Below are 26,518 nucleotides of genomic sequence, written 5' to 3'. Positions count from 1 at the left end.
AACCTAGGTCCTAGCTTCTAGGCCCTGGGTTCTATAATTCTGTTTCAAGTTCGGCCACTTTGACCATCACTTTTAGAATTTCCCCACTTCGATAAAGCTGAAACTCAATCTCATTTCCAGGTTCTGAATTTCCTATTAACGTAAGCGTACGTTGCGGGTTACTAACATCTTTCCCTGCTATCTTAACGATTATATCCTGCTCTTTTATACCAGCCTGCCATGCAGGGCCGAACGGATCTAAGCTTGTAATACGAAGCCCTGCAACAGGGGTATAATTATCGCTGACTTCTTTACCTGTATTATCAACAGCAGTGCCTGTGAAGCCCAAATAACCTCTTACAACACGGCCGTGTCGAATTAACTTATCCATCACTTCTTTTGCTAAAGAATAGGGCACAGCGAAGAAAATACCTTGAATGTCCAAATTTTCACGCGTTTTGAACTGTGCCGATGTTATCCCCACCAAGTCACCTTTAGAGTTGACTAACGCGCCGCCTGAGTTTCCTACATTTATGGCAGCATCCATTTGTAATAGGCTATTGAATGGGCTGTCAGTGATTTTTTGTTTGCCTGTTGCGCTGATTATTCCTTGAGTAATTGTTTGCCCTAAATTAAGTGGATTTCCTATCGCAAGTACTACATCTCCCACACGTGGGTTAAAGTTATTATTCACTGGAATGACAGGTAGGTGTTCGGCATTAATTTTTAATAACGCCAAGTCTGTTATGGTATCAAAGCCGATAAGTTGTACATCAAAAAAGCGACGGCCATCAGTGAGGATCACCATTATTTGATCTGCATTATTAATCACGTGATAGTTAGTTAATATATAACCATCACTGGACATGATAACGCCTGATCCGAGTTCTTGAACTGTGTTTTGGCGTTTATATCGAGGTTGGCTAGAAATACTCTCAGAGAAAATGGTGACAACGGATGGCCCAGCTCTCTCTACTGCATCAGAAAAGCTCAGGTGCTGACTTGTTATAGCGCTGGGCAGGGCAACATTTGGTAAAAGAGCCGCTCGCATATTAGGGCTAAAGAATACCACTAAGAAAGCGATACCGAGGCCAGCAAATAGAGGGGGAAGTACAAATTTAAAAAATCTTAGCACGGTATTCTTATTATTAGAGGGCAATCCTGTTATTTTGGCACAAAAAAAATAACAGCGGCAAGTGCCGCTGTTATAAATTTTATTATTTAATCGATATTTATACTATTGAATCAATACAAACACAGATTCACGGCCTCTTTGAACGCCTAGAACGATATTACCTCTTGTGTTTTCGATGATTTTATTCATTTCTCTGATATTTTCTACGCGTTGACGGTTAACCTGCATAATAATGTCACCTTCTTCTAAGCCAACACGTGCAGCTGGAGAACGAGGATCGACAGATTCAAGCTCAACACCTTTTGCGCCATTTCGCTGGGTTGATTTGAGTGTTGCACCTTGGAATGCCGGATGTAATTCATCACCTGAAGCGCTTTGACCAGAAGCACCATCAAGAGTGACGCTCACTGTTTTTACTTTACCGTCACGATAAATCCCCAGTTTCACTTTTTTACCTTCGCCTAGCGTAGCAATCTTACTGCGCAGTTCAAGGAATCCGCTGATTTCAGTGCCATCAACGCTAGTAATTACATCACCTGCTTTGATACCTGCTTTACTAGCTGCAGAATCATCCATTACTTGCATGACATAGGCCCCTTGCTTAACATCGAGTTTCTGTGCTTTAGCAAGACCAGCATCCAGTGGGCGTCCAGAGATACCTAAAGATCCTCTTCGGGTTTCACCATGTTCAATTATTTGATCAACCAGGTTTTTCATCATATTGGAAGGAATAGCAAAACCAATACCTACATTACCACCCGATGCGCCCAATATGGCGGTATTGATACCAATTAGTTCGCCATTTAAGTTAACAAGTGCGCCACCGGAATTACCTTGATTGATTGCAGCATCTGTTTGAATGAAATCTTCATAACCTTCAATATTTAAGCCGCTGCGGCCAAGTGCACTAACAATACCTGATGTTACTGTGTGACTTAAGCCAAATGGATTTCCGATTGCGACCGCAAAATCACCAACACGCAATTGATCTGAATTAGCAAGTTTAATTTCGACCAAGTCATCCGCATCGATTTGTAATAAGGCAATGTCGGATTCTTTATCACTGCCGATCCGTTTAGCTTCGTATTCACGGCCATCCTCAAGTGTAACAAGCATTTTTTCAGCATCTTGTACCACGTGATTATTGGTTACTACATAGCCCTCATCGGCATCAATAATAACGCCTGATCCTAATCCGCTAAATTCACGTTTTTGGCTGCGTGGCTGAGGATTGCCAAAAAAGAAGTCAAGGGGATCGGCGCGTCTGCGTACTTCTTTAGACCCTGATACTTGAATACTAACAACTCCAGGGGTGATTTGTTCTAGCATTGGGGCTAAAGTTGGTAATTGTTGACCATTTACTGCAATTGGCATTTTGGCCGTTGAAACTGCAGGGGTTAATAGTAGGCTCGCAGATAGGACAGCTGAGCTGATTAACGATAATTTCATTTTCATAGTCAAGGTTTACTCCACATCACAGGAAAAGCAAAAACTAAAAAGGCTGCAAATAGCAGCCTCATTAAGGTATAGATATTATATAAAGCTGTTATATCTAAAGACTATGGGGTCAAAAAAAAGTTCCTCAAGATGCTTTTGATTGTTCTGAAACTTTGTTTTCACCAGCAAATAAACCAGATTCACCCGAGACATAATCAGCGGGTTGAGCATTAGCAGATGAACGGTCGCTTTGGCGCTCTTTTAAGGAGCGCTGAAGTTGTTCTGTGGTTTCTTTTGAGAAAAATGGTTCAGCAGGGTGCTGCTTTTTATCATTTAATAACAGCTTATTGGTTTCATCAACGTGGTTAAGCAATTGATCGTAGTTGTCTTTCATTCGATTAACTAATTTGCCAGTGCTGGCTAAATGGTCGGCAACATCTTGTCTGTATTGCTCCAAAGCGTGCTTAGCTTGTTCAGCTTGTTGTTCAAGCTCGTCTTGCTTAAATTGTTTTTTTGTAACAAACGCACCAAGAAAAAAAGCTGCTACTGCAACGATAACGGTAATACCAATCCAAGTAATTGTACCCATAAAATCCACCCCTTTGGGAAATGCAAAAATAACCAATAATAGTTCGCACGATGGATAACTCAATACGTGCTTTGATAACCTGATGTCAGGTTACATAAATCTTACTATGACTAATATACCCCGAGTTACGATGCGTGTTAATATGTTGCGTAAATTAAACCGTCTTTTATTGTAACTACCTATGACACCTTGGCAAAAGTACCAACAAGATTTACAGCGTGACGATTTTGTACATGATGCTGCGCAAGAAAATGCAGTGCGTCATTTACAGCGGCTATACGATGATTTAACGACAGCAAAGCCAGCTGAAAAAAACTGGTTTGCAAAGCTCTTTAATAAAGATAGCACGCCACCAATAAAAGGACTGTATTTTTGGGGAGGTGTCGGACGTGGTAAAACCTATTTAGTTGATACTTTTTATGAAGCCTTGCCGGGTAAACGAAAAATGCGTGTGCACTTTCATCGTTTTATGCACCGCGTTCATGATGAGCTAAAAAAGTTAAATAATAAGTCGAATCCATTAGAAATCGTTGCAGACATATTTAAGGCTGAAACGGATATTATCTGTTTTGACGAATTTTTTGTGCAAGACATCACGGATGCTATGTTGTTGGGTGGTTTAATGGAGGCGTTATTTGAACGTGGTATTGTTTTAGTCGCTACTTCTAATATCGTGCCTGATGAGCTTTACCGCAATGGGCTTCAGCGTGCACGTTTTTTACCTGCAATTGCATTGGTTAATGAAAATACTGAAATTGTTAATGTTGATTCGGGTATTGATTATCGCTTACGGACACTTGAGCAAGCTGAAATTTTTCACAGCCCACTAGATGCACAGGCTGATAAAAACTTGTTTGAATATTTTGATAAGTTATCGCCAGAGCCTGGCACCTTGGATACAGCGATAGAAATTGAAGGGCGGATGATCAAAACGCGTAAAGTATCGGATTGTATCGTCATGTTTGATTTTCCTGAACTATGTGAAACGGCCCGTAGCCAAGTGGACTATATGGAAATAAGCCGTTTGTATAACACGGTTATCTTATCAAACGTAAAACAGCTTGGACAAACTAACGACGATGCTGCGCGCCGCTTTATTGCATTAGTGGATGAGTTTTATGAGCGTAATGTGACATTAATCATCTCTGCGGAAAAACCAATCACTGAACTTTACACTCAAGGAAACCTAAACTTTGAGTTCAAACGTTGTATTAGTCGATTACAAGAAATGCAGTCACTGGAGTATCTTGCAAGAGAGCATTTAGCTTAATTAAACAGAGCAGTTAAATTTCTTGCGGAAAAAACAAGCGCCAGGTAGCAATGTGGTTTAAGTGCTGGTATACTCCCGCGTCTGCCACGTTGCGTTCTATTGCCTTCATTAGCTTAGCCTCTTTTGAATGGCGCAAAAGTCTTAAACTCGAAGGGGTTGGAGCAAACATTTAGAGCGGTAATTAATAATAATTACCTGTGGTTTTAATTGAAAAACATTGGATTTTTATAAATGAAAACGTTTGTTGCTAAGCCAGAAACAGTAAAACGTGACTGGTACGTAGTTGACGCTGAAGGTAAAACTTTAGGTCGCATCGCTACTGAAATCGCTCATCGCCTACGCGGTAAGCACAAAGCTGAATATACTCCACACGTAGATACTGGTGATTACATCATCGTTATCAACGCGGAGAAAGTTACTGTAACTGGTAACAAATTCAAAGATAAAGTTTACTACGCTCACTCTGGTTTCCCAGGTGGTCTTAAGTCTACTACTTTTGATAAACTTCAAGCTGCAAAGCCTGAAATGATCATCGAAAAAGCTGTTAAAGGCATGTTGCCACGTGGTCCTTTAGGCCGCGCTATGTACCGTAAACTTAAAGTTTACGCGGGTACTGAGCACAACCATGCTGCACAACAGCCTCAGGTTCTAGACATTTAAGGAGCACTATCATGGCAAATCAATACTACGGTACAGGTCGTCGTAAAAGTTCAAGTGCTCGCGTATTCTTACGCCCAGGCACTGGTAACATCGTAATCAACAAGCGCTCTTTAGAAGAGTACTTTGGTCGCGAAACAGCACGTATGGTTGTTCGTCAAGCTCTTGAGCTTGTAGATATGACTGAAAAGTTTGACTTACACATCACTGTTGCAGGTGGTGGTACTACTGGTCAAGCTGGCGCAATCCGTCACGGTATCACTCGTGCACTTATGGAGTTTGACGAGTCACTACGTCCACAACTTCGTAAAGCCGGTTTCGTTACTCGTGATGCGCGTAAAGTTGAGCGTAAGAAAGTGGGTCTTAAGAAAGCACGTAAGCGTCCACAGTTCTCAAAACGTTAATATTACGTTTTACAGAATTCCAAAAACCCAGCTTCGGCTGGGTTTTTTGTTTATGGATGAAAAAGTTAGCGATAAACACAGTGTTATCCTATACACCGTAGCGTGGGTTGAGTATCACCAAACCTACGAGCAAAAACTCCCCCCCAAAGCTCGATGCATCCCTTTAAACCGGATTGCAGTAAATTTGAGAAACTCGTACTTTTTATCAAGTAATCAGCAAACGAGTATTAAATATACGCCTAATAATTAACCTGCTTGGGCCTTTACTGCGTATAACTTTAAAAAAAGTTCAATAATAATCATAATAAGTGTAAATCCATCAGTTAATTGATGGATTTTTTTGCTACAATTGTCTGGCAAGTAATGTGAGTGAGTTCAACAGCACCATGTGCAGTTTATCTGCTTCCTCTTAGTGAGGTTGATCTTGGTCAGTATATTGTTTTTGTAAAAGTTATATCATAGAGACGGCTCTATGCTCGAGCTAGCTTAATCAGTTTTTGATAAAGTCAGGATTATTCGAGCATGAGGCTGTTAATAACCTTGTTTTAATAATGGGTTTTAATTATGATCGCTTCTATTTTAAAATTTCGAAAAATTAACCTGCTGTAACTGATGTTCTCAATATAGCAAGTGTTGGGAATCATAGTGGAGATAAGTGGATGAGCAATGCGCCTGTAGACAATGGCCGACGTCGCTTTTTAACCATAGCTACCTCTGTTGTTGGTGGTGTTGGTGCGGCTGGGGCTGCTGTTCCTTTTATTGCGTCTTGGAATCCAAGTGAGCGAGCTAAATCTGCGGGTGCGCCTGTAGAAGTAGATATCAGCAAACTTGAGCCAGGACAATTAATACGTGTCGAGTGGCGTGGTAAACCTGTATGGGTTGTATCACGGACCCCAAAAATGCTTGAGCAGATGAAAGCTCACGAAGGTCAACTTCGTGATCCGCAATCGCAAGAGCCACAACAATTAGAATCATCAACGAATGATTTCCGTTCAATACGTCCAGAGATTTTTGTCGCTGTTGGTATTTGTACGCATCTAGGGTGTTCACCTAGCTTCCTACAAGGTGGCTTTGGTGAAAAAGTGGAAGGGACTGAAGACGGTTTTTACTGTCCATGTCATGGTTCTAAATTTGATATGGCTGGCCGTGTTTTCCAATCGGTACCAGCACCATTAAACCTAGAAATTCCACCATATACTTTTCTTGATGAGACCACTATTTTAGTGGGCGAAGAACAAGGGGTGGCCTAATGTTTGGTAAAATTGTTGATTGGATAGACGACCGTATCCCAATGACACGTGTTTGGAACATGCATATTGCACAGTATCCAGCACCTAAAAACTTTAACTTCTGGTACTTCTTTGGCTCGCTAGCCATGCTAGTACTAGTAAACCAAATCCTAACTGGGATTTGGTTGACAATGAACTACGTGCCTTCAGCAGAAGGGGCGTTTGCTTCTATTGAATACATCATGCGTGATGTTGAGTATGGTTGGCTCTTACGCTATCTACATTCAACGGGTGCATCAGCATTCTTCATTGTTGTATACCTTCATATGTTCCGTGGCATGATCTACGGTTCTTACCAAAAGCCGCGTGAATTACTGTGGTTATTCGGTATGTTCATCTTCTTAGCCCTAATGGCTGAAGCGTTCATGGGGTATTTATTACCATGGGGCCAAATGTCGTTCTGGGGTGCACAGGTAATTATCTCACTATTCGGTGCTATTCCGGTTATTGGTGACGATTTAACACTGTGGATCCGTGGTGACTACGTAATTTCTGGTGCAACGCTTAACCGCTTCTTTGCATTACATGTAATTGCATTGCCATTGGTTATTGTTATTTTAGTATTCTTACACATTGTTGCACTACATGAAGTGGGTTCAAACAACCCTGATGGTATTGATAACAAACGTAAAAAAGGAACTGTGGCTGAAGAAGACAAGCCTAAATTTAAGTTCCATGAATACTATACTGATAAGAAAGACATCATTGATGCAATTCCGTTCCATCCTTACTATACAGTTAAAGATATTGTGGGCGTGGTTGGTTTCTTAATCTTATTCTGTTGGGTTGTGTTCTTTATGCCAGCGATGGGCGGCTTCTTCTTAGAAGCGCCAAACTTTGAAGCTGCTAATCCACTTAAAACACCAGAGCATATTTTCCCTGTTTGGTACTTCACGCCATTCTATGCAATCTTACGTGCAATCCCTGATAAATTAATGGGTGTTGCTGCAATGGGTGCATCAATTGTCGTACTAGCATTATTACCTTGGATTGACCGTGGTTCGGTTCGTTCAGTTCGTTACCGTTGTGGTTTCCACAAATGGAACATTGCAGGTTTTGTTGTTACTTTCGTTCTTCTAGGTTGGGTTGGTGCTACACCACAAACTGACTTTAAAACGATTGTTTCGCAAGTCTGTACTGTGACTTACTTTATGTTCTTCGTACTGTTATTTGTTTACAGTAAGAATGAAAAAACTAAGCCATTGCCTGAGAGGTTAACGAAATGATGAAAAAACTACTTATTGGTTTATTCGCTTTATCAGTAAACGTGTTGCCTGCAATGGCGGCAGGCCCGTCAGTTCCTTTAATGGAAGCGGGTAACGATATATCTGATCAACCTTCTTTGCAGCGTGGCGCAAAGTTGTTCATGAACTACTGCCTAGGTTGTCACCAAATGCAGTATCAACGTTATGAACGTACTTTTCGTGACATTGGAATTCCAACAGAGGTTGGTAAAGAACAACTTATCTTTGATGGTTCAAAAGTAGGTGGCCACATTCTTAATGCTATGGCTAAAGAAGATGCTGCAAAATGGTTTGGCGCAGCGCCACCTGATTTAACTAATGTTGCACGAGTTCGTGGTAGTGATTGGATTTATACTTACTTAAAATCATTTTACAAAGACGAATCTCGTCCATTTGGCGTGAATAATACGTTATTCCCATCAGTAGGTATGCCTCATGTTCTACAAGAACTTCAAGGTTTACCAACACCTATAGTCGAAGAAGTTGAAGAAAATGGTCACACTGTGACTAAGGTCGTCGGCACTGAGACAGATGGTACTGGTGAAATGAGCGTGGATGAATACGACCAAGCGGCTCGTGACTTAACTAACTTCCTTGAGTATGTAGGTGAACCTACACGTCTTGAGTCTGAAGCGTTAGGTATTAAGGTAATAGGGTTCTTAATTATCCTATTTATCTTGGCATTCATGCTGAAGAAAGAATACTGGAGAGATGTTCATTAATTTTGAACATATTTAAAGGTAATTTTGCAATAGGGGCTTAAGCCCCTATTGCTGTTTTAGTTATATAATGGAGGTAGGCATGGCCGTAGCTGCCAATAAGCGCCCTGTAATGACCCTTTTTTCTGGTGCTAACTGTATGTATAGTCACCAAGTACGTATTGTACTTGCAGAAAAAGGTGTAAGTGTAGATATTCATTTGGCTGAAAAGGATAATCTGCCAGAAGCACTTCACGAAATTAACCCTTACGGTACAGTGCCAACACTGATTGACCGTGAGCTTGGTTTATATCAGGCAAACATCATCATGGAATACCTTGATGAACGTTTTCCTCACCCTCCACTAATGCCTGTTTACCCGGTAATGCGTGGTCGTAGCCGTTTGATGATGCACCGTATCGATACTGACTGGTATAGCCTAGCGGCAAAAATTTATGCTAATGGTGCTGAATCAGCTCAAGCTCGTAAAGAGCTAACTGAAGCACTACTAGCAGTATCAGCAATCTTTACTGAAGCGCCATACTTTATGAGCGAAGAATTCAGCTTAGTTGATTGTTACTTAGCACCTCTATTATGGCGTTTACCAGAACTTGGTATTGAGCTAAATGGTGCAGGTTCTAAAGAAATGAAAGAGTACATGATTCGTTTATTCGAACGTGAATCTTTCCAAGCTTCTTTAACAGAAGCTGAGCGTGAGATACGTTTGTAATGACATCTAATCGTCCTTATTTGCTTCGTGCATTTTTTGATTGGATTGTTGATAATCAGTGTACACCACATCTAGTAGTGAACGCTGATTTTCCTGCAGTGCAAATTCCAACTCAATTTGTCCAAGATGGTCAAATTGTTTTGAACATTAGCCCGTCAGCCGTTACGCAGTTTTCGATGGATAACCAACAATTAAGCTTTAATGCTCGATTTGGTGGTCAACCAATGCAAGTATATGTACCAATAGGTGCTGTACTTGCAATATATGCACGCGAAAACGGTGAAGGAACTGTATTTACTGCAGAAGAGTTTTTAGAGGACGAAGACGATTTTGCACTACAGCCTGAGCCGGTTGAATTAGTTGATGAACCGATCATTGACGAGCCTGCGTCACCTAAACCTGACAAGAAGAAAGGCTCCCATTTGCGTGTTATAAAATAAAACGTGAATAATTAAAAAAACCGCTTTATAGCGGTTTTTTTGTGCCTGTAAGATTATAAACAGTTTAGTTAATGGGTTTGATATTCCAGCTCTGAGTCTTAGTACACACTATTTGATAAACTTTGTTACACATTAAAATCGTTTGCCATTGCACAGTCATATATTGTTTTGCTGATCAGGTTTAAAATGATGGATGCGAATAGATTGATGAGGTTTATCGTTTCTACGCATTTAATCAATAATTAAAAAACGAGGCTTTCATGAAAAAAGTAACGCTTACGGCAGCAAGTATTGCGCTGGCATTGGGTTTAGTAGGGTGCGGGGAAAAACAACAAGCAGAAATAGCAGCACCTCAAACACAAGTCCAGCAATTGGATTCAGGAATAGAGTTAGCGAATATGGACAAATCAGTTCGAGCGCAAGATGACTTTTATTACCACGTGAATGGTCAATGGTTAGAGACAACACAGATTCCGGGTGATAAATCTAATTATGGATCTTTTACACAACTATATGACGACTCTCAAAAAGCAATGAAGGCTGTATTAGAAAAAGCAGCAGCGAATAAGTCGGTTAAAGCTGGTACAGATGAGTTTAAATTAGCCTCATTTTATAATAGCTATATGAATGAAGCTAAACGTGAAGCGCTTGGAATTCAACCTTTAACGCCTGTGTTAAAGAATATTGATGAAGTTAAAGCTAAAAGTGATTTGGTCACGTTAATGGCTCAGTTACGTATTCAAGGTGGTAGCGTACCGTTTGGTTGGTATATTAACAATGACGCTAAAAACTCAAGTGAATATGCTCTTTATGCTTATCAGTCAGGTCTGGGCTTACCTGATCGTGATTACTATTTAAAAGATGATGAAAAGTTTAGCAAAATACGTGAAGAGTATAAGGCATACATTACTGCTGTGCTTGAACGATCAAATGTAGAAAACGCAAAAAGCGCCGCAGAAACAATTTTAGCGTTAGAGAAAACCATTGCACAGGCACAGTGGAGCAGAGTGGAAAGCCGCGATGCAACTAAATCTTATAATAAGATGAGTATATCTGATGCGAGTAAGCTTACAGGTACATTTGACCTAGAGACTTATTTTACAGCCTCAGGTGTGGACTCAACGGATATTATTGTTGGGCAGCCTAGCTACTTTGAAAAGTTTGCCGGTATTTATAGCAACACGGATTTAGATACATGGAAAAATTATCTGAAATTTCATTTCGTTAATAATTATGCAAGGCTGTTAAACAAAGATTTGGTCAACTTAAACTTTGATTTTTACAGTACCACTTTGCGAGGTGTAAAAGAGCAAGCTCCACTGTGGAAAAAAACGGTGGATGCCTCTAACAGTGTATTAGGCGAAATTTTAGGCAAGGTTTACGTTAAAGAAAACTTCCCGCCTGAAGCCAAAGCACGAATGGAAGAGTTAGTCGATAACGTGATTCTAGGCTATGGTGTTGCTATTGAAAACCTAGAATGGATGAGTCCTGAAACAAAATTAGCAGCCAAAGAGAAGCTGGACAAGTTCACGCATAAAATTGGTTATCCCGACAAGTGGAAAGATTACTCTAAGTTGGAAATCAAATCGGATGATTTGGTTGGAAATTATATTCGCTTTAGTGAATGGTCATACGCAGATATGACGGCGAAGCTTGGTCAACCTGTTGATCGGTCTGAATGGCATATGACTCCACAAACAGTTAACGCGTATTACAACCCGGTTAATAATGAAATAGTATTCCCAGCAGCAATATTACAACCACCGTTCTTTAATTTAGAGGCTGATGATGCAGTAAATTACGGAGCTATCGGTGCTGTTATTGGACATGAGTTAGGGCATGGTTTTGACGATCAAGGTGCTAAATATGATGGTGATGGTAACTTGCGCAACTGGTGGAGCGAATCAGACCTCAAACAATTTGAAGAGCGTACAGCGCAGTTAGTTGCACAATATAATGAATATAAGCCATTTGAAGATGCAGCTGTCAATGGTGAGCTAACATTAGGCGAAAACATTGGTGACTTAGGTGGTTTAACCGTTGCCTATACCGCATACCAATTATCATTAGGTGAAACCAAAGCGCCTATCATTGATGGCTACACTGGTGAGCAGCGCTTCTTTATGGGTTGGTCACAAATCTGGCGTCGTAAATACCGTGATGAAGAGTTACGCAACAGACTGATGACTGACTCTCATTCACCGAGCCATTATCGCGTTATTGGTATTTTGTCTAACATGCCGGAGTTTTATCAAGCATTTGATGTAAAAGAGGGAGACAAAATGTACATCAAACCAGCAGACCGAGTTAAAATTTGGTAGTCGTCTTTTTTAGATCGATGTTTAATCGGTGGCCTAATCATCAGGCCACCGTTTTTGCTTTATAACCGTTTAATCCTACCTGTGTTCAGCTAGACCTATTATTGAAAGCTGGTACAATTCTTCCCAATAAAAATAATATGAGTTAGTCATGGAAAAAAGTAAACACTCGCTCAGTTTGGTTGTACTTGCCGGTGGTTTAGGTAGTCGCTTTGGTGGTAATAAGCAAATTGCAGAAGTGGCTGGGCTAGGTTGTACAATAATGGAATTGAGCATCGCTGATGCACACTCTGCGGGAGTTACTCAAGTAGTACTTGTCATTAACCAAAATGTTAGAGCGGAGGTTGAAAATACAATCTTACCTCGATTACCGCAAGGTCTAGAGGTGCTACTTGTAGAGCAGCATATTGATTCAGTTCCACAGCGCTTTGTTGATTTAGCTAGTAATAGAGTTAAACCTTGGGGTACAGGCCACGCATTATTATGTGCTAAAGAGCACATTAAAAACCCAGCTATTGTGATTACGGCAGATGATTACTACGGGGCTTCGTCATTTAAAATACTCAGTGACCATTTTAAGTCTGAACAAAGTTGGGCCATGGTCGGATACCCTATTGAGGCCACATTATCAACACAAGGGGGTGTTAACAGAGGTATCTGCCAAGTTGATAGTGGTTATTTACAAGGGGTAGAAGAGTATTTAAATATCACTCAAAGCGATACGGGGTTAACAGGAGTAAACCCACTCGGTGAGCAAAAACAAATAGCGTTGGAAGCCTTAAGCTCAATGAGTTTTTGGGGGATTACTCCTACTTTTCTTGAGCGTTTGGAACATGGTTTTGTTGAGTTTTTAGAAATGGATGACAGCGATGTCAAAAGGGAGTATTATTTACCCGATCAAATACAGTGGTCAATCATTAACAATAAACAAAAAGTCCGCGTTTATACGGCCCAAGAGTCGTGGTATGGCGTGACTTACAAGTCTGAGTTACAGGATGTTGCAGGGAAATTATATGAACTACGCCATGGATGAGGTAATCCCATCCCAGCCCTTTTCTGGGCACGAAAATAGTGAAATAGGTATGAAGTTAGACCCAGTTGCGGTGCAGTTGTCAGAAAGCTTTGGGCTTGGCAATGAATGTGTAAGCATTAAACCAATCGGTAATGGTCATATTAATAGCACCATGTTATTGACCATGCCTGAGAAGTCATTGGTAGTACAAAAGTTGAATACAGAGGTGTTTCCAGAGCCGGAGATGTTAGTTAAGAATGCTCGACTCATTGAGCGTCATTTAACTCAAAAACATCAATCAGGAAATTATGAGTTAGACATTATTAGGCATGTACCTACTCAGTCACGTGAGTTCTTAGTGGACTGTGATCAAGGTGTGTGGCGTGCTCTCGAATTTATTGGCGGCAGTTATAGTGAAGATGTAGTAGCGAATACTTCACAAGCAGAAATTGCCGCCAATGCGTTTGGACAGTTTGCAGCAGCACTAGAAGATTTTGATGCTGAGCAACTGCATCATGTTATTCCTGATTTTCATAATTTAGCAATGCGCGGCAAAAACTTCAAAGCAGTGATAGAGCAAGATCCGGTATCACGTTTGGCGAGTTGTCAGTCAGAAGTAGACTTTTGTTTATCTCAGTTTGGTTTGATTGATGAATTAAAAGCCCTGGCAGGAAACGTACCTGTTAGACCATGTCATAATGATACTAAAATTAATAACATGTTGTTTTGTAATAAGTCACATACGGCCAAGGCTGTTATTGATTTAGATACCTGTATGCCTGGATATTGGTTGTATGATTTTGGCGATATGGTGCGTACTTTTTGTTCTCCAGAAGAAGAAGATTCAACTAATCTAGATAATGTACGCGTGCGCGAAGAGATTTTTGCAGCTGTGGTAAAGGGCTATATTGAGCCATTAAAAGGCCTCATTACAGATGAAGAGAAGCAAAGTTTCTGGTTGGGTACAAAAGTGATGACCTTTATGATAGGTCTACGCTTTCTTACTGATTATATTGATGGCGACAATTATTTTGCGACAAAACACGCAACACATAACCTTGAGCGTGCGCAAAACCAATTTGCACTTTACCGTGATATCATCGCTAAAAAGCAAATACTCAAAGCAATCATAAGCGACGTTTAATTAATAGGCCTAGCGTGTCTTGCGCTAGGCTTAACGTCTCATTCCTCAGCTCACCGCATATTCTTGTTAATTACCTTGGTCTACTTTACCTCTACAGCTATCTTAGGTAAGTTAAACTTAGGTTTATCAAGGAAAAAATAATGAAACAGTTTAATCGCCGCGACTTTCTAAAAGCCGCTAGTGCAGCTGCCGCTGCTAGCGTTGTTGCCGGGTGCGCAACATCTAAGACTCCCATAATTCCAGCGCAACAAGGGCAGTCAGTTATAGGCTTAATAGCACCAAAAATGGATGTTGTTCGGGTTGGCTTTATTGGTGTTGGCCAGCGAGGATTTGGTCACGTAAAAAGAATGAGCCACATTGATGGCACTCAAATTGTTGCAATATGTGACACCCATGATGAAGTACTTGAGCGTTCAGCAAATTATTTAACTGAAAATGGCTTTGTAAAGCCAGCTTTATATTCTGGGGCTGATAACGCATACCAAGCAATGCTCGATCGAGACGATATCGACATTGTGATTATTTCTACGCCTTGGGCATGGCATGCCCCGATGGCAATAGACACAATGAATAGTGGCAAACATGCATTTGTTGAGGTGCCACTTGCGTTAACAGTAGAAGAAATTTGGCAAATTGTTGATACGGCAGAGCGTACACAAAAGAATTGTATGATGATGGAAAACGTCAACTATGGCCGTGATGAGTTGATGGTCTTGAATATGGTTCGTCAAGGTGTATTTGGTGAGCTATTGCACGGCGAAGCGGCTTATATTCATGAGCTTCGCTGGCAAATGAAAGAGATTACTCATAAAACGGGTTCGTGGCGAACGGCTTGGCATGCCAAACGCGATGGTAATCTATACCCAACTCATGGTTTAGGCCCTGTTTCGCAGTATATGAATATTAACCGTGGCGACCGTTTTGATTTTTTAACCTCTATGAGTTCACCCGCGCTTGGCCGAAAAGCGTACGCAGAACAAGAGTTCCCGCCTGAGCATCAACGAAACCAGCTTAATTATATTGCCGGAGATATGAATACTACACTTATCAAAACAGTGAAGGGACGAAGCATTATGGTTCAGCACGACACTACCACACCAAGGCCTTACTCTCGTCATAATTTAATACAGGGCACAAATGGGGTGTTTGCAGGCTTTCCAAACCGAATAGCACTGGAAAAAGGAAGTGAAAAGAGCTTCCACGAGTGGGATCACGATATGTCTTCGTGGTATAAAAAATACGATCACCCATTATGGCTTAAGATGGGCGAAGAAGCGCAACGAAATGGTGGGCATGGCGGTATGGACTTTCTGATGTTTTGGCGCATGATTTATTGTTTGCGTAATGGTGAGGCACTGGATCAAGATGTATACGATGGGGCTGCGTGGTCAGTTATTTCGCCATTATCGGCTCAGTCAGTGAGTAATCGTAGCGACTCTGTAGATATCCCAGACTTTACCCGAGGTGCATGGAAAACAGCCCAACCTTTAGGGATTGTTGGTTAATATAGTGTTTACTTTAGGTTTGTAAAGGATAGGGGTGTTTAGTAAACAACATAAACTTTGCAAACCTATAGCTAGCCACAGGTTACTGATTAGGAAGAACTGTCTAATAATTGAAACTACATTAAAAGGGGGTGCCCTATTGGTGTAGCTTCAATAAAAGTACATGGTGTAATTAAGTAAGCTTAAACTTATTAATTCACCTTATTTGCACTTTACACTTAGTATTCATACTAAAGTTAAGGAAACAAAATGATTACTCAAGGCCATACTTTACCTGCTGTAAGTTTAACCCAACTAACAGAAGATGGGTTGCAAACCCTTAGCAATAACGAGCTATTTTTAGATAAAAAAGTCGTGTTATTTGCTGTACCTGGGGCGTTTACTCCAACCTGTTCTAATGCGCACCTGCCTGAATTTATTGCGCTTGCAGATAAAATTAAAGCCAAAGGCATTGATGCTATTTATTGTGTATCAGTAAACGATGCTTTTGTAATGAAAGCATGGGGTGAGCAGCATAATGCGCAAGAAATTGACATGCTTGCGGACGGTGATGCAAGTTTCACTAAAGCCCTTGGCTTAGATAAAGACACAGCAGGGTTTGGCGGTGTACGATCAACGCGTTATGCAATGGTTGTAGAAAACCAAACTGTGACTGATTTGTATGTTGAGCAAGATAAAGAATTTGCAGTGAGCCGTGCTGAAGCTGTGCTAGCTACACTTTAGCGAAAAAAGCCGAGCAAAGCTCGGCTAAAAATTACCAGGGGAACTGGTTAAAGAGAAGCCTAATAAACTAGGCTTTTCTTTTATTACTTAAGGTTGATACTGTGCATCAATTGTTAAGCCTGAGAATGTTCTGTAGGCGTTAACGCTCATATGCCAAGTACCTGCTTGCGGGTTGCTAAATGTACATGTTTCAGCATTACCATTTTTATATGGACGGCAATCATAGCTTGACGTTGTTGGTTGGCTACCAAACTTAACAAATAAGTCAGCATCACCTGAACCGCCTGATGTTGTCACTGTAAAGCTTGCCATACCAGCAGGTACGTCTAGCGTATAATGTTTCCATTGGCCTGCGTTAGCAGATACATTTTCAACTGTACCGCCACCTGCTTGCGGAGTACCTGTACCACCGCCAGACGTTGTTAAGTTACCTACTAAACTTACGCCAGAGTATGCCGAATAACCGCGTAGCATTACATGATATGTACCCGCTGCAGGGCTGTCGATAGAACACTCTTCGCTGTTACCGCCTTTATAAGGACGGCAATCATAAGTTGACGTAGTAGGAGCGCTACCAGCGCGTACATACAAGTCAGCATCACCCGTGCCGCCACTCATTGTGAAAGTTACATTGGTTGCACCGCTTGGTACAGTCATTGTGTAGAAAGTTTCGCTGCTGGCAGCGCCACTTAAGCCAGTTTGTGCTTGGCCATCTAGTAATTCATTACCGCCTGGTTGTGGTGGTGTACCACCTGTTGCAGCAGCAACCGCTGCGGCAGCGTCAACAATACCTGTTCCGCAATTATTGCAGGTAGCAGCAAATGAACGAGTTGTTGATTTTAGAATGCTTTCAATTTCATCCGGTGTTGCAGACGGTTTAGCTTGCTTAATTAGAGCAGCTACACCCGCAACATGAGGTGCCGCCATAGACGTACCTTGCGAGTAATGATAACTATCACTTGAAGGGCTTGATGAACCTGAGTTATGGGTTGAAAGCACGCCTTCAGAATCATTAGCAAAACTTTGTGCGCCACCAGGTGCTGCAACATCGATATTGCTACCGTAGTTAGAGTAGTAAGCGCGACCACCATTACGGCCAACCGATGCAACGTTTACTACGCCGCTACAGTTACCTGGGTTATAGTTTGCAGAGTTATCATTGTCATTACCAGCCGCAATAACAACTACCGCACCATTACCACGTGCTTGGTTAATTGCAGATTGCGTAGTTGAGCTACAAGAGCCACTACCACCAAGGCTCATATTAATAACATCAGCTGGGTTTGCATTGCTTGGAATGCCAGAAACAGAACCACCTGAAGCCCAGATAATACCATCAGCAATATCTGAGGTTAAACCACCACACTTACCAAGTACACGAACAGGAACAACTTTAGCGTCGTAAGCAACACCAGCTACACCTTCACCATTGTTAGAAACAGCTGCAACAGTACCCGCAACATGAGTACCATGCCAGCTAGAACCTTGCGCACCATTGTTACCACATTCGCCTGCTGCAACAGCATCACCTGGATCGCGTGCATCATTATCACGGCCACCGCCATCATTAGCTACAAACGTATCAGAAATCATATCGTAGCCGGGTAAAATATTACCATTCAAATCAATATGCGGACGATAACCTGTATCTAGCACTGCAACGGTTACACCGCTACCAGTTGCTGTATCCCAAGCTGTTGGTAGGTTTAAGCCACCTGCTTGTTCAAAGTAATGCCACTGATCTGAATAACGAGGATCGTTAGGCGTTGCAAATGGCTTTAGCATTTGGTCAATTTCAATGTACTCTACGTTACCTGTAGCGATAACGTCTTGCATATATTCTTGTGCCTCAGAAGCGCTTAATTTTTTGTCTGCACGCATAACGTGGTGATTACTTAATGCCATTGCGCGGACATACTGCGCTTTAACTTTACCTTTTTTGCTCGTAAAGTTTTTAACGAAGCCTTGCGCTTTTTTGTTCATCATTTGTGGGCTAGCATCCATAGCTGAAAGCGTCGCCATTTCACTTGAGTTGTTTTTATATTTGATGATGAAACGTGTACCTAAAGGATCTTGCCCTTGAAGCTTTGCGGTTGTTTCAGCCATTGATGGCATAATTGATTGGCTTGGATTAGCCATGGTGGTTGTTGCAGTAAATAGCGTACCCAATGTGAGTGCTAATGCACACTTTTTAAAACTTGTTGTTGTCATAATTATCCCTAGATTGTTATGTATTACTTCACAATGAATTGTTGTGAAGGGGTACAAAAGTAAACGATCTGTTAAAACTGTGAAAATAACGTTTCGTTATGTCTGTCACCATTTTGGTTATATAGAGATGTTTATATGGCTAAATAATATTTTTAGCTTTGTTTTTTCATTAGTTTTTAGTCATAAAGTATTGTTTTTGATGTGGCAATAATCCCGATAAAATCTTTATTGTTATTAATTTAATAGTTAAATACATCTCAGTTTGTCGAGCTAAGTTTGTTATAATTCAAAAAAATTTAGCGAGAAAAGTAAATGACCCAAGTAGATGTAATAGTGATAGGTGCCGGTGCTGCAGGTTTAATGTGCGCTGCTCAAGCAGGTTACCGAGGACGCAATGTTACGGTGCTTGATATGGGTAAAAAGCCAGGACGTAAAATTTTAATTAGTGGAGGAGGGCGTTGTAACTTCACCAACGAAAATGCGAGCCCTGACAATTACCTTTGCGGCAATCCTCATTTTGTTAAATCATGTCTAAGTCGTTATACCCAGCATGACTTCATTGAATTGGTCGATCGCCACAGTTTAGCCTATCATCATAAAACCCTAGGTCAGTTATTTTGTGATAACAGTGCTCAAGACATTGTTAATATATTGCTCACCGAATGTGAGTGGGCAGGGGTTAATGTTGCGCTTCGCAATGAAGTGCTAAACGTAACAAAAACCGATACTGGTTATCAGGTAACCACAGAGCAAGAAACCTATCAGTGTGAATCACTTGTAGTTGCTTCGGGTGGCTTAACAATGCCAAAGCTTGGTGCCACACCAATAGGTTATAAGGTTGCTGAACAATTTGGTTTGAAAGTATTACCTACCATGGCTGCACTTGTACCCTTCACCTTGCACCAACATGATAAAGACCGCTTTGAAGGGTTATCAGGGATCAGTATTCCCTGTATTGTCAGTAGCGAAGACGGCACGACTTTTAAAGAAAATATTCTGTTTACTCATCGTGGTTTATCCGGCCCTGCCATATTACAAATAAGCTCGTTTTGGCGAGCAGGGCAAGCAGTTACTATAAACCTATTACCAGAGCTTAATTTAAAAGAGCAACTAGCAACATGGCGCGAAAGCCAAGCACAAAAATCATTAAAGAATAGCCTAGCAACTATTTTACCAAAACGTTTTGTTGAAATATTACATGAAAGTAAAGCAATTCCAGATTGTAATATAAACCAGCTTACTCACAGCCAAATTGACGAGCTATCTGATTACATACATAACTGGCAAATTAAACCTAACGGGACTGAAGGCTATCGCACCGCAGAAGTTACATTAGGCGGAGTAGACACCGACGAACTCAGTTCAAAGACCTTTGAAGCTAAAAAGGCTAAAAATTTATATTTTATTGGCGAAGTAACAGATGTAACGGGTTGGTTGGGAGGCTATAACTTTCAATACGCTTGGAGCTGTGGTTTTGCAGCAGGGCAATTCTGTTAGGTTGTGATATATGCTGTGAAGGTGGTTTTTAAAGTTTAAATTGCTATAAACACCACTATAAAGCATTGTGGCGATTACTATTTAGGCAGTTGGCTTACAGATTGTTAAAATAAAGGTTTTTGCTAGTGACAAGCCAGTAAAAACTTTTTATACTGCAACCCGCTTTAGTCAATCAAGTGACTAAACGCTTCAAAATTTAGCTGTATATAAACGCTAATATATAAGTGGCCCCTTAGCTCAGTTGGTTAGAGCACACGACTCATAATCGTTAGGTCCCCAGTTCGAGTCTGGGAGGGGCCACCACTTTTATACATTCACTCTATTGATGGTAATAACTTTTTTAACTCCAACATCATTTTAAATGCGCTGTCACCTGAGATTTTATATGGGTTAAAATCAGTGCTGCCTGAAAATTTAAGGTTAATAGAGCTGCTGAGGCTTGATGAAGGTACATATCCCATGGACCAGTCAGCGAAATCCCTTACAGCAATTTCATTATAGTAAAGTAGGGTTATGTCCGTGTGGCGTTCATCATTTAAAATTCGTTTATAGGTTTGGTTTACTTGCGTGCGTGCTCCTTCTAGACACTGTAAGAAATAGTTACTATTAAAGCACAACATGCCTGTTATATGATTTTTGACGTTATCTTCAGATGCCTTTCTAATAATGTGCTCAATACTTGAGTTTGAAAAGCTTTCTGTAATTCGGCTTGCGTAAATTAAGCGGGTAAGGAACATTATTGCAACTCTGTAGTTAATTACTGCCTTTAAATATACGACACTTTGAGTAGAAAGCTAAAAAAACGCGTACTTAGTTATTTTTAGTGTTGTATTGGAAGATGCATAGGTAATATTGCCGCGATAGCGATAAGTGCACTTAACAACCTTAAGCAGGCTTTAAGTTCCTATTGATAATAAACCCAGCCCGATTAACCCTCCCATGGCGTCGACCCTATATAAAAGCCTACATCTAACGATACGCCATGGCTGTTAGCAAGACTGGCAATCTATTAACTGTGAAGTGCTTATAAGGGCTCTCCCATTAGAAAGTTTCGGTCAAGCAGGCTGTTGTGTTTTCTTGATCTTTTAATTAAAAAACCAAGTGTTGTTTTTTTAACTCACTTTAAATATGACTATGCATCCAGTAATGACGTCGATTGGTGTGAATATGCACCAGTCACCCATATTAAATTAGGCAAAGCATCATTTAGATGAAAAATTCTACGCGTGTAGACTTTGAACTTAGCTCAAGTGAGAAAAAGCGGGTTTATAATCAAGTCTTGAGGCGAGCAATTTTCCTCAAGTACAAGCAGTAAATAAGGCACATGTAGGTCAAGGGCAATAAGTAAAAAGCCCCGCCTAGGGACTTTTTTAGTTCTAAGAATATTAGTTAAAAAGTTACCCTAAGCGCTGTGATTAAACAATAAACCTGAACTAGTGTTTCCTGCTGACGAAAATAAACTTCCCATCAACGTTGATACATTTTTTTTAACGCTTAATTGTATTGCAACGAGTTCTTCATCTAACTCTTGCTGTAATTCGCCAATTTGTGTTTGTTGATCTGCTTTTGTTAGGCTGTCGTCAGCTTCTAGCGCGCGAATTTTTTCTTGTAGTGTTTTTATGTGTGTAATCATCTGTTGCTGCGTGCTTTGTTTGGTTTCATCAGTGTTAGCTTCGTCTTGGGTGGTTTGCTCATCAGCAACTTTTGCTGAAGTAGCTGTTGGTGCGCTATCTTCAGCTTGGTTCATGGTTTGTTGTGTGCCAGCTTGGGTTTGCTTTAACAAGTTTGGATCAGAAATTAATGACGAAGGTATGTTGGTTAGATTCATTGAGCGTCCCGTGCGACTATAAATTGACATGTTTTTTAATGTCAAAAATCATGCATTAAATGTTCCATATTTAGGTAAGTTGCTTAGTCGTGAGCTGTCTTATTTTTGAAACTGCAGAGCCCTGCATGGTAAACACCATGCAGGTGTAAACTCAGTTACTGTGCAGGAACGTCGGCTTGTTGTGGCAATGCTAGTGATAGCAGGGCAGCTAAGGCAATAAATGCGCTTGAAATCCATAAACAGGCTTCAAGTCCGTACTGTTGATATACCCAGCCCGATAGAACAGTACCAATTAATCGGCCCATGGCGTTGGCCATATAGTAAAAGCCTACATCTAACGACACGCCATCACTATCTGCAAGGCTGACAATCAAGTAACTATGTAATGATGAGTTTATAGCAAAGACTGCACCGAACAGTAGTAAGCCTACAATAATTGATACCTGAATATGAAAGTCAAAATGTAGTGCTAAAGCAATGAATGCAGGCAATAGCGTTAAATAACTCGCCCATAAAAATGCGCTGCGGCCACTTGGGACTTGCCCTGACTTTTTACCGGTAAAAGAGGGGGCAAAAGATTGCACTACGCCATAACCAATTACCCAGCTTGCCATAAAGCCACCAACCCACCAATGATCCCAACCAAAAGTTGCGGCTAAAAATACAGGCAAGGCAACCACAAACCAGACATCTCTAGCGCCGAATAAAAACATCCGTGCAGCTGACAGTACGTTTATAGCTTTACTTTTGGAAAATAACTCACTGAATTTGGCTTTATTTTTAGCTTTGCCTAAGTCATCTTTTAACGCGAATAAGCTAAATAGCCATACTGCCGTAAGCATGCAAATCATACTAAGAATTGCACCGTGGAACTCTAGTAAGGTAAGCAACAAACCACCTAAAAAGAAGCCAACCCCTTTGAGTGCATTTTTAGATCCAGTTAATATTGCCACCCATTTATATAGCTGGCCTTGCGCATCTTTTGGTACTAGGAGTTTTATCGCACTCTTTGCGCTCATTTTGTTGAGATCTTTGGCTATTCCAGATAACGCCTGTGCTGTCATGACATAAATAACAGTAAGTGCATCAACAGGTACCATGAGCATGGCTAAAGAAACTATTTGTAAGCCCAAGCCAATGTTCATGGTTTTATTGAGGCCGAATCGAGCGCCAAGCCAACCACCCACTAAATTAGTGATCACACCAAAAATTTCATAAAACAAAAATAACATCGCTATGCTAAGCGGGCTGTAACCAAGCTGGTGGAAGTACAGCACTACAAGCATACGCAATGCACCGTCAGTAAGGGTAAACGCCCAATAATTACCGGTAATTATTAAATATTGTTTTATTTGTGGCGGAAGTGCTTTTAATCGCTCCACGGTCAATTATTCCTTATCGGCTAGGCCAACTTTACGTACAAGTTCGGCAGTACGGTTTGCATATCCCCACTCATTGTCGTACCACACGTAAAGCTTAACTTGTGTGTCGTTGATCACCATAGTTGAAAGTGCATCAATAACACTTGAGCGAGGGTCGGTTTTGTAATCAATAGACACAAGCGGGCGTTCTTCATAGCCCATAATGTCTTTCAGCTCACCCGCGGCTGCATCTTTTAGTAAGGTATTTACTTCATCAATCGTTGTGCCACGTTCAAGTTCAAACACACAATCAGTGATGGATGCATTAGTAAGTGGTACGCGAATCGCGTGACCGTTTAATTTGCCTTTTAACTCAGGGAAAATATGCGTGATAGCTGTTGCTGACCCTGTGGTGGTAGGAATTAAACTCGTGCCACATGAGCGCGCACGACGTAAGTCTTTATGTGGAGCATCAATAATTGTTTGGGTATTGGTTATGTCGTGAATCGTGGTGATTGAACCATGTTTAATACCAATCTTTTCATGAATAACTTTAACCACAGGCGCTAAGCAGTTAGTTGTACATGAAGCAGCAGTAACAATGGAATGAGTGTCTTTGTTATAAAGGTGATCGTTTACACCCATTACAACATTTAAAATACCGTCTTCTTTTACTGGCGCTGTTACAACAACGCGTTTTACACCTTGATCAAGGTAAGCTTGCAGTAGTGCTTTAGTTTTAATTTTGCCAGATGCTTCAATAACCACATCGCATTGTGACCAATCAGTCTCTTGTGTTTTAGTGTTTTGACTAAAGCCAATTTTTTTACCGTTTATAATAATGGCATTGTCGTTATGGCTTGCTTCGTGATGCCATTTGCCGTGAACAGAATCAAATGTCATTAAATGAGCGAATGTTTCAGCGTTACCTGCAGGGTCGTTAATCTGGACGATTTCCACATCATCCCAATCGAAAGCTGCCCGCATTGATAAACGGCCCATACGGCCAAAACCATTTATACCTACTTTAATTGTCATTGTTTATTCCTTAATACTGATTATAACTGTGAATTAAAATAATTAAGTTGAAGTGTATTTCTAAGTGCTTTTGGCCTTATTTGTTGTACCTGTTGAATTATTTTGTCACTAGGCCAACCATATGTAAGTAAAATAAGCGCAATTACTAAGCCTGTTCTGCCTGTGCCGCCTTTACAATGCACCGCAATAGTTGCTTGGTTATTTACTGCGTTTAGAATGGCTTCTTTATGTTGTAGCCACTGCGCTTCAAACTCTTTATCGGGGGCATCGTCATCTAATATAGGCAGCTGCAACCAAGAGATATCATGTTCAGCACAAATAGTGGGTAGCTGCTTAATCTTATTTTTAGCAATTTCATGGTCATACATTAGCGTAAGTAACATGCTGGTGCCGGCTTGCTTAAGTGTGAAAACTGACTCTTCAAGGGATGCTTGTTTAGTACCAGGGCAAGGCGTAAAAATAAGCTTTGCGCCATTATCTAACGTTAATGTGTCAAAGGGGTGAAGTTGCATTGTAAAATCCTATATTAGCGACAAAAGTCAGTTTTACTTGGACGGTTCCGCATGTTTGCGAGGTTGTCCAGGTTGTTGGCTATCAGTGTGAGGTTGCTTTCAGTTGTTTCATTGATCACTTTTTTGATCCATATAGGTAGGTCTGGATTAATTCTATAGAACACCCACTGGCCATGTTTTCTATCTGTGATAATGCCCGCTCGCTTTAAAACAGCTAAATTACGCGACACTTTGGGTTGGCTGTCTTCTTGTAATGCTTCCATCAACTCGCACACACATAGTTCACCGTGATAATTAGTCAGCATCAGTGTTTTTAAACGTATATCGTCTGTTAAGCACTTATAAAATGAAACAGGATCAATCGTAAAAGAATCAAGTTCAGAAATTTGTTCATCAATACGCAGGTTCAATGCAGTCTTGTTATTTGGCTGATTTTTACTTTCTAAAAGTAGAAACATCGACAAGCGATTGTTTAATTCACTTAATGTGGTAGCAAAAGGGTTATTACAGCATCGGCCTTTTGGGTCTGGAAAATCCCAAGCTAATTGTGCTTTGGCGCCAGGGAAGTTACGGCATTCTTTATTTGCTTTATCACAAAGGGTAATAACAAAGTCAAACTCTTTGCCTGAGAACTCATCAACACTTTTAGATTTAAGGTTATCTATAGTCAAACCAAATTTCTCAATGGCATCTAAAGTACGGGGGTCAATCAATTCAGGTGACGTACCTGCGCTGAAAATATCATATAGATCGCCTGCTTTGTGACGAAGTAATGCTTCGGCCATTTGTGAGCGAGCAGAGTTACCAGTACACAGGAATAAAACCGAACGCTTATTAGCGGAAGTTTGATTACTCATAAATAACGCCTTAAGTCTAATATATGATAAAGTGTATATTCGTTTTTGTGTATGTTCAAGCTGGGATGTGCGTTTTATAGTAATAACCTAAGTTGCTATTGTGTGGATCTTAGCCAAAGATATAGTTAACTAGGTTATATAAGTTGTTTTGCAGATAGTTTAGCTGTGTTTTTATGCTGTTCGTTTGAAAATCATACCAAATGCTAATTAATTACAAATAACTTTAAAAAACGCTTGCGTATAATTCGGATCTCCCTATAATGCGACCCCACTGAGACGGCAGAGCAGGCAACGCTTAGCGAGGCAAGCAAGTCACTTAGTAAGTCGAGTAAAACTTGAGTTTAGGTTTTTTAAAAAGTTTAAAATTAAGTGTTGACAAAAAAATAGGAAAGCGTAACATGCGCAGCCCTAGCGAGATAAAGTAAAGCACTTTAATCGCAACGTTCTTTAACAATATAAAGCAATCATCTGTGTGGGCACTCGTACAGATTGAGTTCTAACAGCCAAGCTACTTCGGTAGTGAGGAAAAAAATTTAGAGTCTCAATTGAAACTGAGTGACCAACAGCAATAAATTTATTTATTGCAGCACAGTCAATTCAATATCGAAAGATATTAAATAATTCAGAATTCATTGAGCTG

At 40.6% G+C, this 26,518-nt stretch carries 25 protein-coding genes and 1 tRNA gene; 16 read left to right on the top strand and 10 right to left on the bottom strand.

Going from position 1 to position 26,518, the window contains the following annotated elements; translation table 11 throughout:
- Positions 1-31: 31 nt before the first annotated feature.
- The 3 genes from C7Y70_RS01105 to C7Y70_RS01095 all read right to left on the bottom strand — a co-directional run bounded on the left by C7Y70_RS01105 (position 32) and on the right by C7Y70_RS01095 (position 3,140).
- Positions 32-1,114 (bottom strand): trypsin-like peptidase domain-containing protein, encoded by a 1,083-nt coding sequence (locus tag C7Y70_RS01105; protein WP_099295298.1) that lies wholly within the window; start codon positions 1,112-1,114, stop codon positions 32-34.
- A gap of 102 nt (positions 1,115-1,216) precedes the next feature.
- Positions 1,217-2,569 carry a Do family serine endopeptidase gene (locus C7Y70_RS01100; RefSeq protein WP_099295297.1) on the bottom strand — a complete coding sequence of 451 codons (1,353 nt, stop codon included), beginning with the start codon at positions 2,567-2,569 and terminating at the stop codon, positions 1,217-1,219.
- A gap of 127 nt (positions 2,570-2,696) precedes the next feature.
- Entirely contained in the window at positions 2,697-3,140 is a 444-nt protein-coding gene (locus tag C7Y70_RS01095) for a YhcB family protein (protein WP_099295296.1), read from the bottom strand.
- Between the two features lie 181 nt (positions 3,141-3,321).
- Between C7Y70_RS01095 and zapE the strand changes: the two genes are divergently transcribed.
- From zapE to C7Y70_RS01030, 14 genes are all read left to right on the top strand, one after another.
- On the top strand, positions 3,322-4,410 hold the full coding sequence (gene zapE, locus C7Y70_RS01090) for a cell division protein ZapE (RefSeq protein WP_099295295.1): 1,089 nt from the start codon (positions 3,322-3,324) through the stop codon (positions 4,408-4,410).
- A 231-nt stretch (positions 4,411-4,641) separates the two neighbouring features.
- A complete protein-coding gene (rplM, locus tag C7Y70_RS01085; protein ID WP_002957960.1) occupies positions 4,642-5,070 on the top strand; it encodes a 50S ribosomal protein L13 in 429 nt (142 codons plus the stop codon).
- 8 nt (positions 5,071-5,078) lie between these two features.
- Positions 5,079-5,471, top strand: a complete 393-nt coding sequence (gene rpsI, locus C7Y70_RS01080; protein ID WP_024600778.1) for a 30S ribosomal protein S9 — start codon at positions 5,079-5,081, stop codon at positions 5,469-5,471.
- Between the two features lie 52 nt (positions 5,472-5,523).
- Entirely contained in the window at positions 5,524-5,721 is a 198-nt protein-coding gene (locus C7Y70_RS20470; protein WP_167850777.1) for a hypothetical protein, read from the top strand.
- Positions 5,722-6,130: 409 nt separating this feature from the next.
- Entirely contained in the window at positions 6,131-6,721 is a 591-nt protein-coding gene (petA, locus tag C7Y70_RS01075; RefSeq protein WP_058560963.1) for a ubiquinol-cytochrome c reductase iron-sulfur subunit, read from the top strand.
- Positions 6,721-7,986, top strand: coding sequence for a cytochrome b N-terminal domain-containing protein (locus C7Y70_RS01070; RefSeq protein ID WP_058560964.1), 1,266 nt, complete (start codon positions 6,721-6,723; stop codon positions 7,984-7,986). Before petA ends, C7Y70_RS01070 begins: the two co-directional genes overlap by 1 nt.
- Positions 7,983-8,726 carry a cytochrome c1 gene (locus C7Y70_RS01065; protein ID WP_099295294.1) on the top strand — a complete coding sequence of 248 codons (744 nt, stop codon included), beginning with the start codon at positions 7,983-7,985 and terminating at the stop codon, positions 8,724-8,726. Before C7Y70_RS01070 ends, C7Y70_RS01065 begins: the two co-directional genes overlap by 4 nt.
- 79 nt (positions 8,727-8,805) lie before the next feature.
- The gene (gene sspA / locus C7Y70_RS01060) at positions 8,806-9,432 is read left to right on the top strand and encodes a stringent starvation protein SspA (RefSeq protein WP_087533162.1); all 627 of its coding nucleotides are present in this window, start codon (positions 8,806-8,808) and stop codon (positions 9,430-9,432) included.
- Positions 9,432-9,872, top strand: a complete 441-nt coding sequence (locus tag C7Y70_RS01055; RefSeq protein ID WP_099295293.1) for a ClpXP protease specificity-enhancing factor — start codon at positions 9,432-9,434, stop codon at positions 9,870-9,872. The genes sspA and C7Y70_RS01055 overlap by 1 nt, the downstream gene beginning before the upstream one ends.
- A 260-nt stretch (positions 9,873-10,132) precedes the next feature.
- Entirely contained in the window at positions 10,133-12,193 is a 2,061-nt protein-coding gene (locus tag C7Y70_RS01050; protein ID WP_135473082.1) for a M13-type metalloendopeptidase, read from the top strand.
- 148 nt (positions 12,194-12,341) lie between these two features.
- Positions 12,342-13,223, top strand: a complete 882-nt coding sequence (locus C7Y70_RS01045) for an NTP transferase domain-containing protein (RefSeq protein WP_135473081.1) — start codon at positions 12,342-12,344, stop codon at positions 13,221-13,223.
- Positions 13,224-13,272: 49 nt separating this feature from the next.
- Positions 13,273-14,346, top strand: a complete 1,074-nt coding sequence (locus C7Y70_RS01040; RefSeq protein ID WP_099295482.1) for an aminoglycoside phosphotransferase family protein — start codon at positions 13,273-13,275, stop codon at positions 14,344-14,346.
- Positions 14,347-14,486: 140 nt separating this feature from the next.
- A complete protein-coding gene (locus tag C7Y70_RS01035; protein WP_135473080.1) occupies positions 14,487-15,851 on the top strand; it encodes a Gfo/Idh/MocA family oxidoreductase in 1,365 nt (454 codons plus the stop codon).
- Between the two features lie 249 nt (positions 15,852-16,100).
- Positions 16,101-16,574 carry a peroxiredoxin gene (locus tag C7Y70_RS01030; RefSeq protein ID WP_135473079.1) on the top strand — a complete coding sequence of 158 codons (474 nt, stop codon included), beginning with the start codon at positions 16,101-16,103 and terminating at the stop codon, positions 16,572-16,574.
- 87 nt (positions 16,575-16,661) lie between these two features.
- Here C7Y70_RS01030 and C7Y70_RS01025 read toward each other — a convergent pair whose 3' ends face one another.
- Positions 16,662-18,788 carry a S8 family peptidase gene (locus tag C7Y70_RS01025; RefSeq protein WP_099295481.1) on the bottom strand — a complete coding sequence of 709 codons (2,127 nt, stop codon included), beginning with the start codon at positions 18,786-18,788 and terminating at the stop codon, positions 16,662-16,664.
- Between the two features lie 309 nt (positions 18,789-19,097).
- On the opposite strand from C7Y70_RS01025, the gene C7Y70_RS01020 reads away from it, so the two are divergent.
- Both C7Y70_RS01020 and C7Y70_RS01015 read left to right on the top strand, forming a co-directional pair.
- Positions 19,098-20,282, top strand: coding sequence for an NAD(P)/FAD-dependent oxidoreductase (locus C7Y70_RS01020; RefSeq protein WP_135473078.1), 1,185 nt, complete (start codon positions 19,098-19,100; stop codon positions 20,280-20,282).
- 226 nt (positions 20,283-20,508) lie between these two features.
- Positions 20,509-20,585: transfer RNA gene (locus C7Y70_RS01015), tRNA-Ile, on the top strand.
- Positions 20,586-20,596: 11 nt separating this feature from the next.
- Here the strand turns inward: C7Y70_RS01015 and C7Y70_RS01010 are convergent.
- The 6 genes from C7Y70_RS01010 to C7Y70_RS00985 form a co-directional block, all read right to left on the bottom strand.
- Positions 20,597-21,019, bottom strand: a complete 423-nt coding sequence (locus tag C7Y70_RS01010; RefSeq protein WP_135473077.1) for a BLUF domain-containing protein — start codon at positions 21,017-21,019, stop codon at positions 20,597-20,599.
- Positions 21,020-21,684: 665 nt separating this feature from the next.
- Positions 21,685-22,110, bottom strand: coding sequence for a hypothetical protein (locus C7Y70_RS01005; RefSeq protein WP_135473076.1), 426 nt, complete (start codon positions 22,108-22,110; stop codon positions 21,685-21,687).
- 155 nt (positions 22,111-22,265) lie between these two features.
- A complete protein-coding gene (arsJ, locus tag C7Y70_RS01000) occupies positions 22,266-23,498 on the bottom strand; it encodes an organoarsenical effux MFS transporter ArsJ (RefSeq protein ID WP_210114647.1) in 1,233 nt (410 codons plus the stop codon).
- Entirely contained in the window at positions 23,499-24,509 is a 1,011-nt protein-coding gene (locus tag C7Y70_RS00995) for an ArsJ-associated glyceraldehyde-3-phosphate dehydrogenase (RefSeq protein ID WP_135473074.1), read from the bottom strand. It lies immediately after the preceding gene.
- 20 nt (positions 24,510-24,529) lie between these two features.
- A complete protein-coding gene (locus C7Y70_RS00990; RefSeq protein WP_135473073.1) occupies positions 24,530-25,021 on the bottom strand; it encodes a dual specificity protein phosphatase family protein in 492 nt (163 codons plus the stop codon).
- Positions 25,022-25,035: 14 nt separating this feature from the next.
- The gene (locus C7Y70_RS00985) at positions 25,036-25,878 is read right to left on the bottom strand and encodes a metalloregulator ArsR/SmtB family transcription factor (protein ID WP_135473072.1); all 843 of its coding nucleotides are present in this window, start codon (positions 25,876-25,878) and stop codon (positions 25,036-25,038) included.
- Between the last annotated feature and the right edge of the window lie 640 nt (positions 25,879-26,518).

Origin of the sequence: Pseudoalteromonas sp. KS88 (genome assembly GCF_004766475.1) — a bacterium.
GTDB lineage: Bacteria > Pseudomonadota > Gammaproteobacteria > Enterobacterales > Alteromonadaceae > Pseudoalteromonas.
The sequence above is the reverse complement of the archived record's forward strand: the minus strand, read 5'-3'. Positions and strand labels throughout refer to the sequence as shown.

Coding starts and splice junctions, on each gene's coding strand:
- C7Y70_RS01100 (WP_099295297.1), bottom strand. CDS start 2,569: ATGAAAATGAAATTATCGTTAATCAGCTCAGCTGTCCTATCTGCGAGC.
- C7Y70_RS01095 (WP_099295296.1), bottom strand. CDS start 3,140: ATGGGTACAATTACTTGGATTGGTATTACCGTTATCGTTGCAGTAGCA.
- zapE (WP_099295295.1), top strand. CDS start 3,322: ATGACACCTTGGCAAAAGTACCAACAAGATTTACAGCGTGACGATTTT.
- rplM (WP_002957960.1), top strand. CDS start 4,642: ATGAAAACGTTTGTTGCTAAGCCAGAAACAGTAAAACGTGACTGGTAC.
- C7Y70_RS20470 (WP_167850777.1), top strand. CDS start 5,524: ATGGATGAAAAAGTTAGCGATAAACACAGTGTTATCCTATACACCGTA.
- petA (WP_058560963.1), top strand. CDS start 6,131: ATGAGCAATGCGCCTGTAGACAATGGCCGACGTCGCTTTTTAACCATA.
- C7Y70_RS01070 (WP_058560964.1), top strand. CDS start 6,721: ATGTTTGGTAAAATTGTTGATTGGATAGACGACCGTATCCCAATGACA.
- C7Y70_RS01065 (WP_099295294.1), top strand. CDS start 7,983: ATGATGAAAAAACTACTTATTGGTTTATTCGCTTTATCAGTAAACGTG.
- sspA (WP_087533162.1), top strand. CDS start 8,806: ATGGCCGTAGCTGCCAATAAGCGCCCTGTAATGACCCTTTTTTCTGGT.
- C7Y70_RS01055 (WP_099295293.1), top strand. CDS start 9,432: ATGACATCTAATCGTCCTTATTTGCTTCGTGCATTTTTTGATTGGATT.
- C7Y70_RS01050 (WP_135473082.1), top strand. CDS start 10,133: ATGAAAAAAGTAACGCTTACGGCAGCAAGTATTGCGCTGGCATTGGGT.
- C7Y70_RS01045 (WP_135473081.1), top strand. CDS start 12,342: ATGGAAAAAAGTAAACACTCGCTCAGTTTGGTTGTACTTGCCGGTGGT.
- C7Y70_RS01040 (WP_099295482.1), top strand. CDS start 13,273: ATGAAGTTAGACCCAGTTGCGGTGCAGTTGTCAGAAAGCTTTGGGCTT.
- C7Y70_RS01035 (WP_135473080.1), top strand. CDS start 14,487: ATGAAACAGTTTAATCGCCGCGACTTTCTAAAAGCCGCTAGTGCAGCT.
- C7Y70_RS01030 (WP_135473079.1), top strand. CDS start 16,101: ATGATTACTCAAGGCCATACTTTACCTGCTGTAAGTTTAACCCAACTA.
- C7Y70_RS01020 (WP_135473078.1), top strand. CDS start 19,098: ATGACCCAAGTAGATGTAATAGTGATAGGTGCCGGTGCTGCAGGTTTA.
- C7Y70_RS01010 (WP_135473077.1), bottom strand. CDS start 21,019: ATGTTCCTTACCCGCTTAATTTACGCAAGCCGAATTACAGAAAGCTTT.
- C7Y70_RS01005 (WP_135473076.1), bottom strand. CDS start 22,110: ATGAATCTAACCAACATACCTTCGTCATTAATTTCTGATCCAAACTTG.
- C7Y70_RS00995 (WP_135473074.1), bottom strand. CDS start 24,509: ATGACAATTAAAGTAGGTATAAATGGTTTTGGCCGTATGGGCCGTTTA.
- C7Y70_RS00990 (WP_135473073.1), bottom strand. CDS start 25,021: ATGCAACTTCACCCCTTTGACACATTAACGTTAGATAATGGCGCAAAG.
- C7Y70_RS00985 (WP_135473072.1), bottom strand. CDS start 25,878: ATGAGTAATCAAACTTCCGCTAATAAGCGTTCGGTTTTATTCCTGTGT.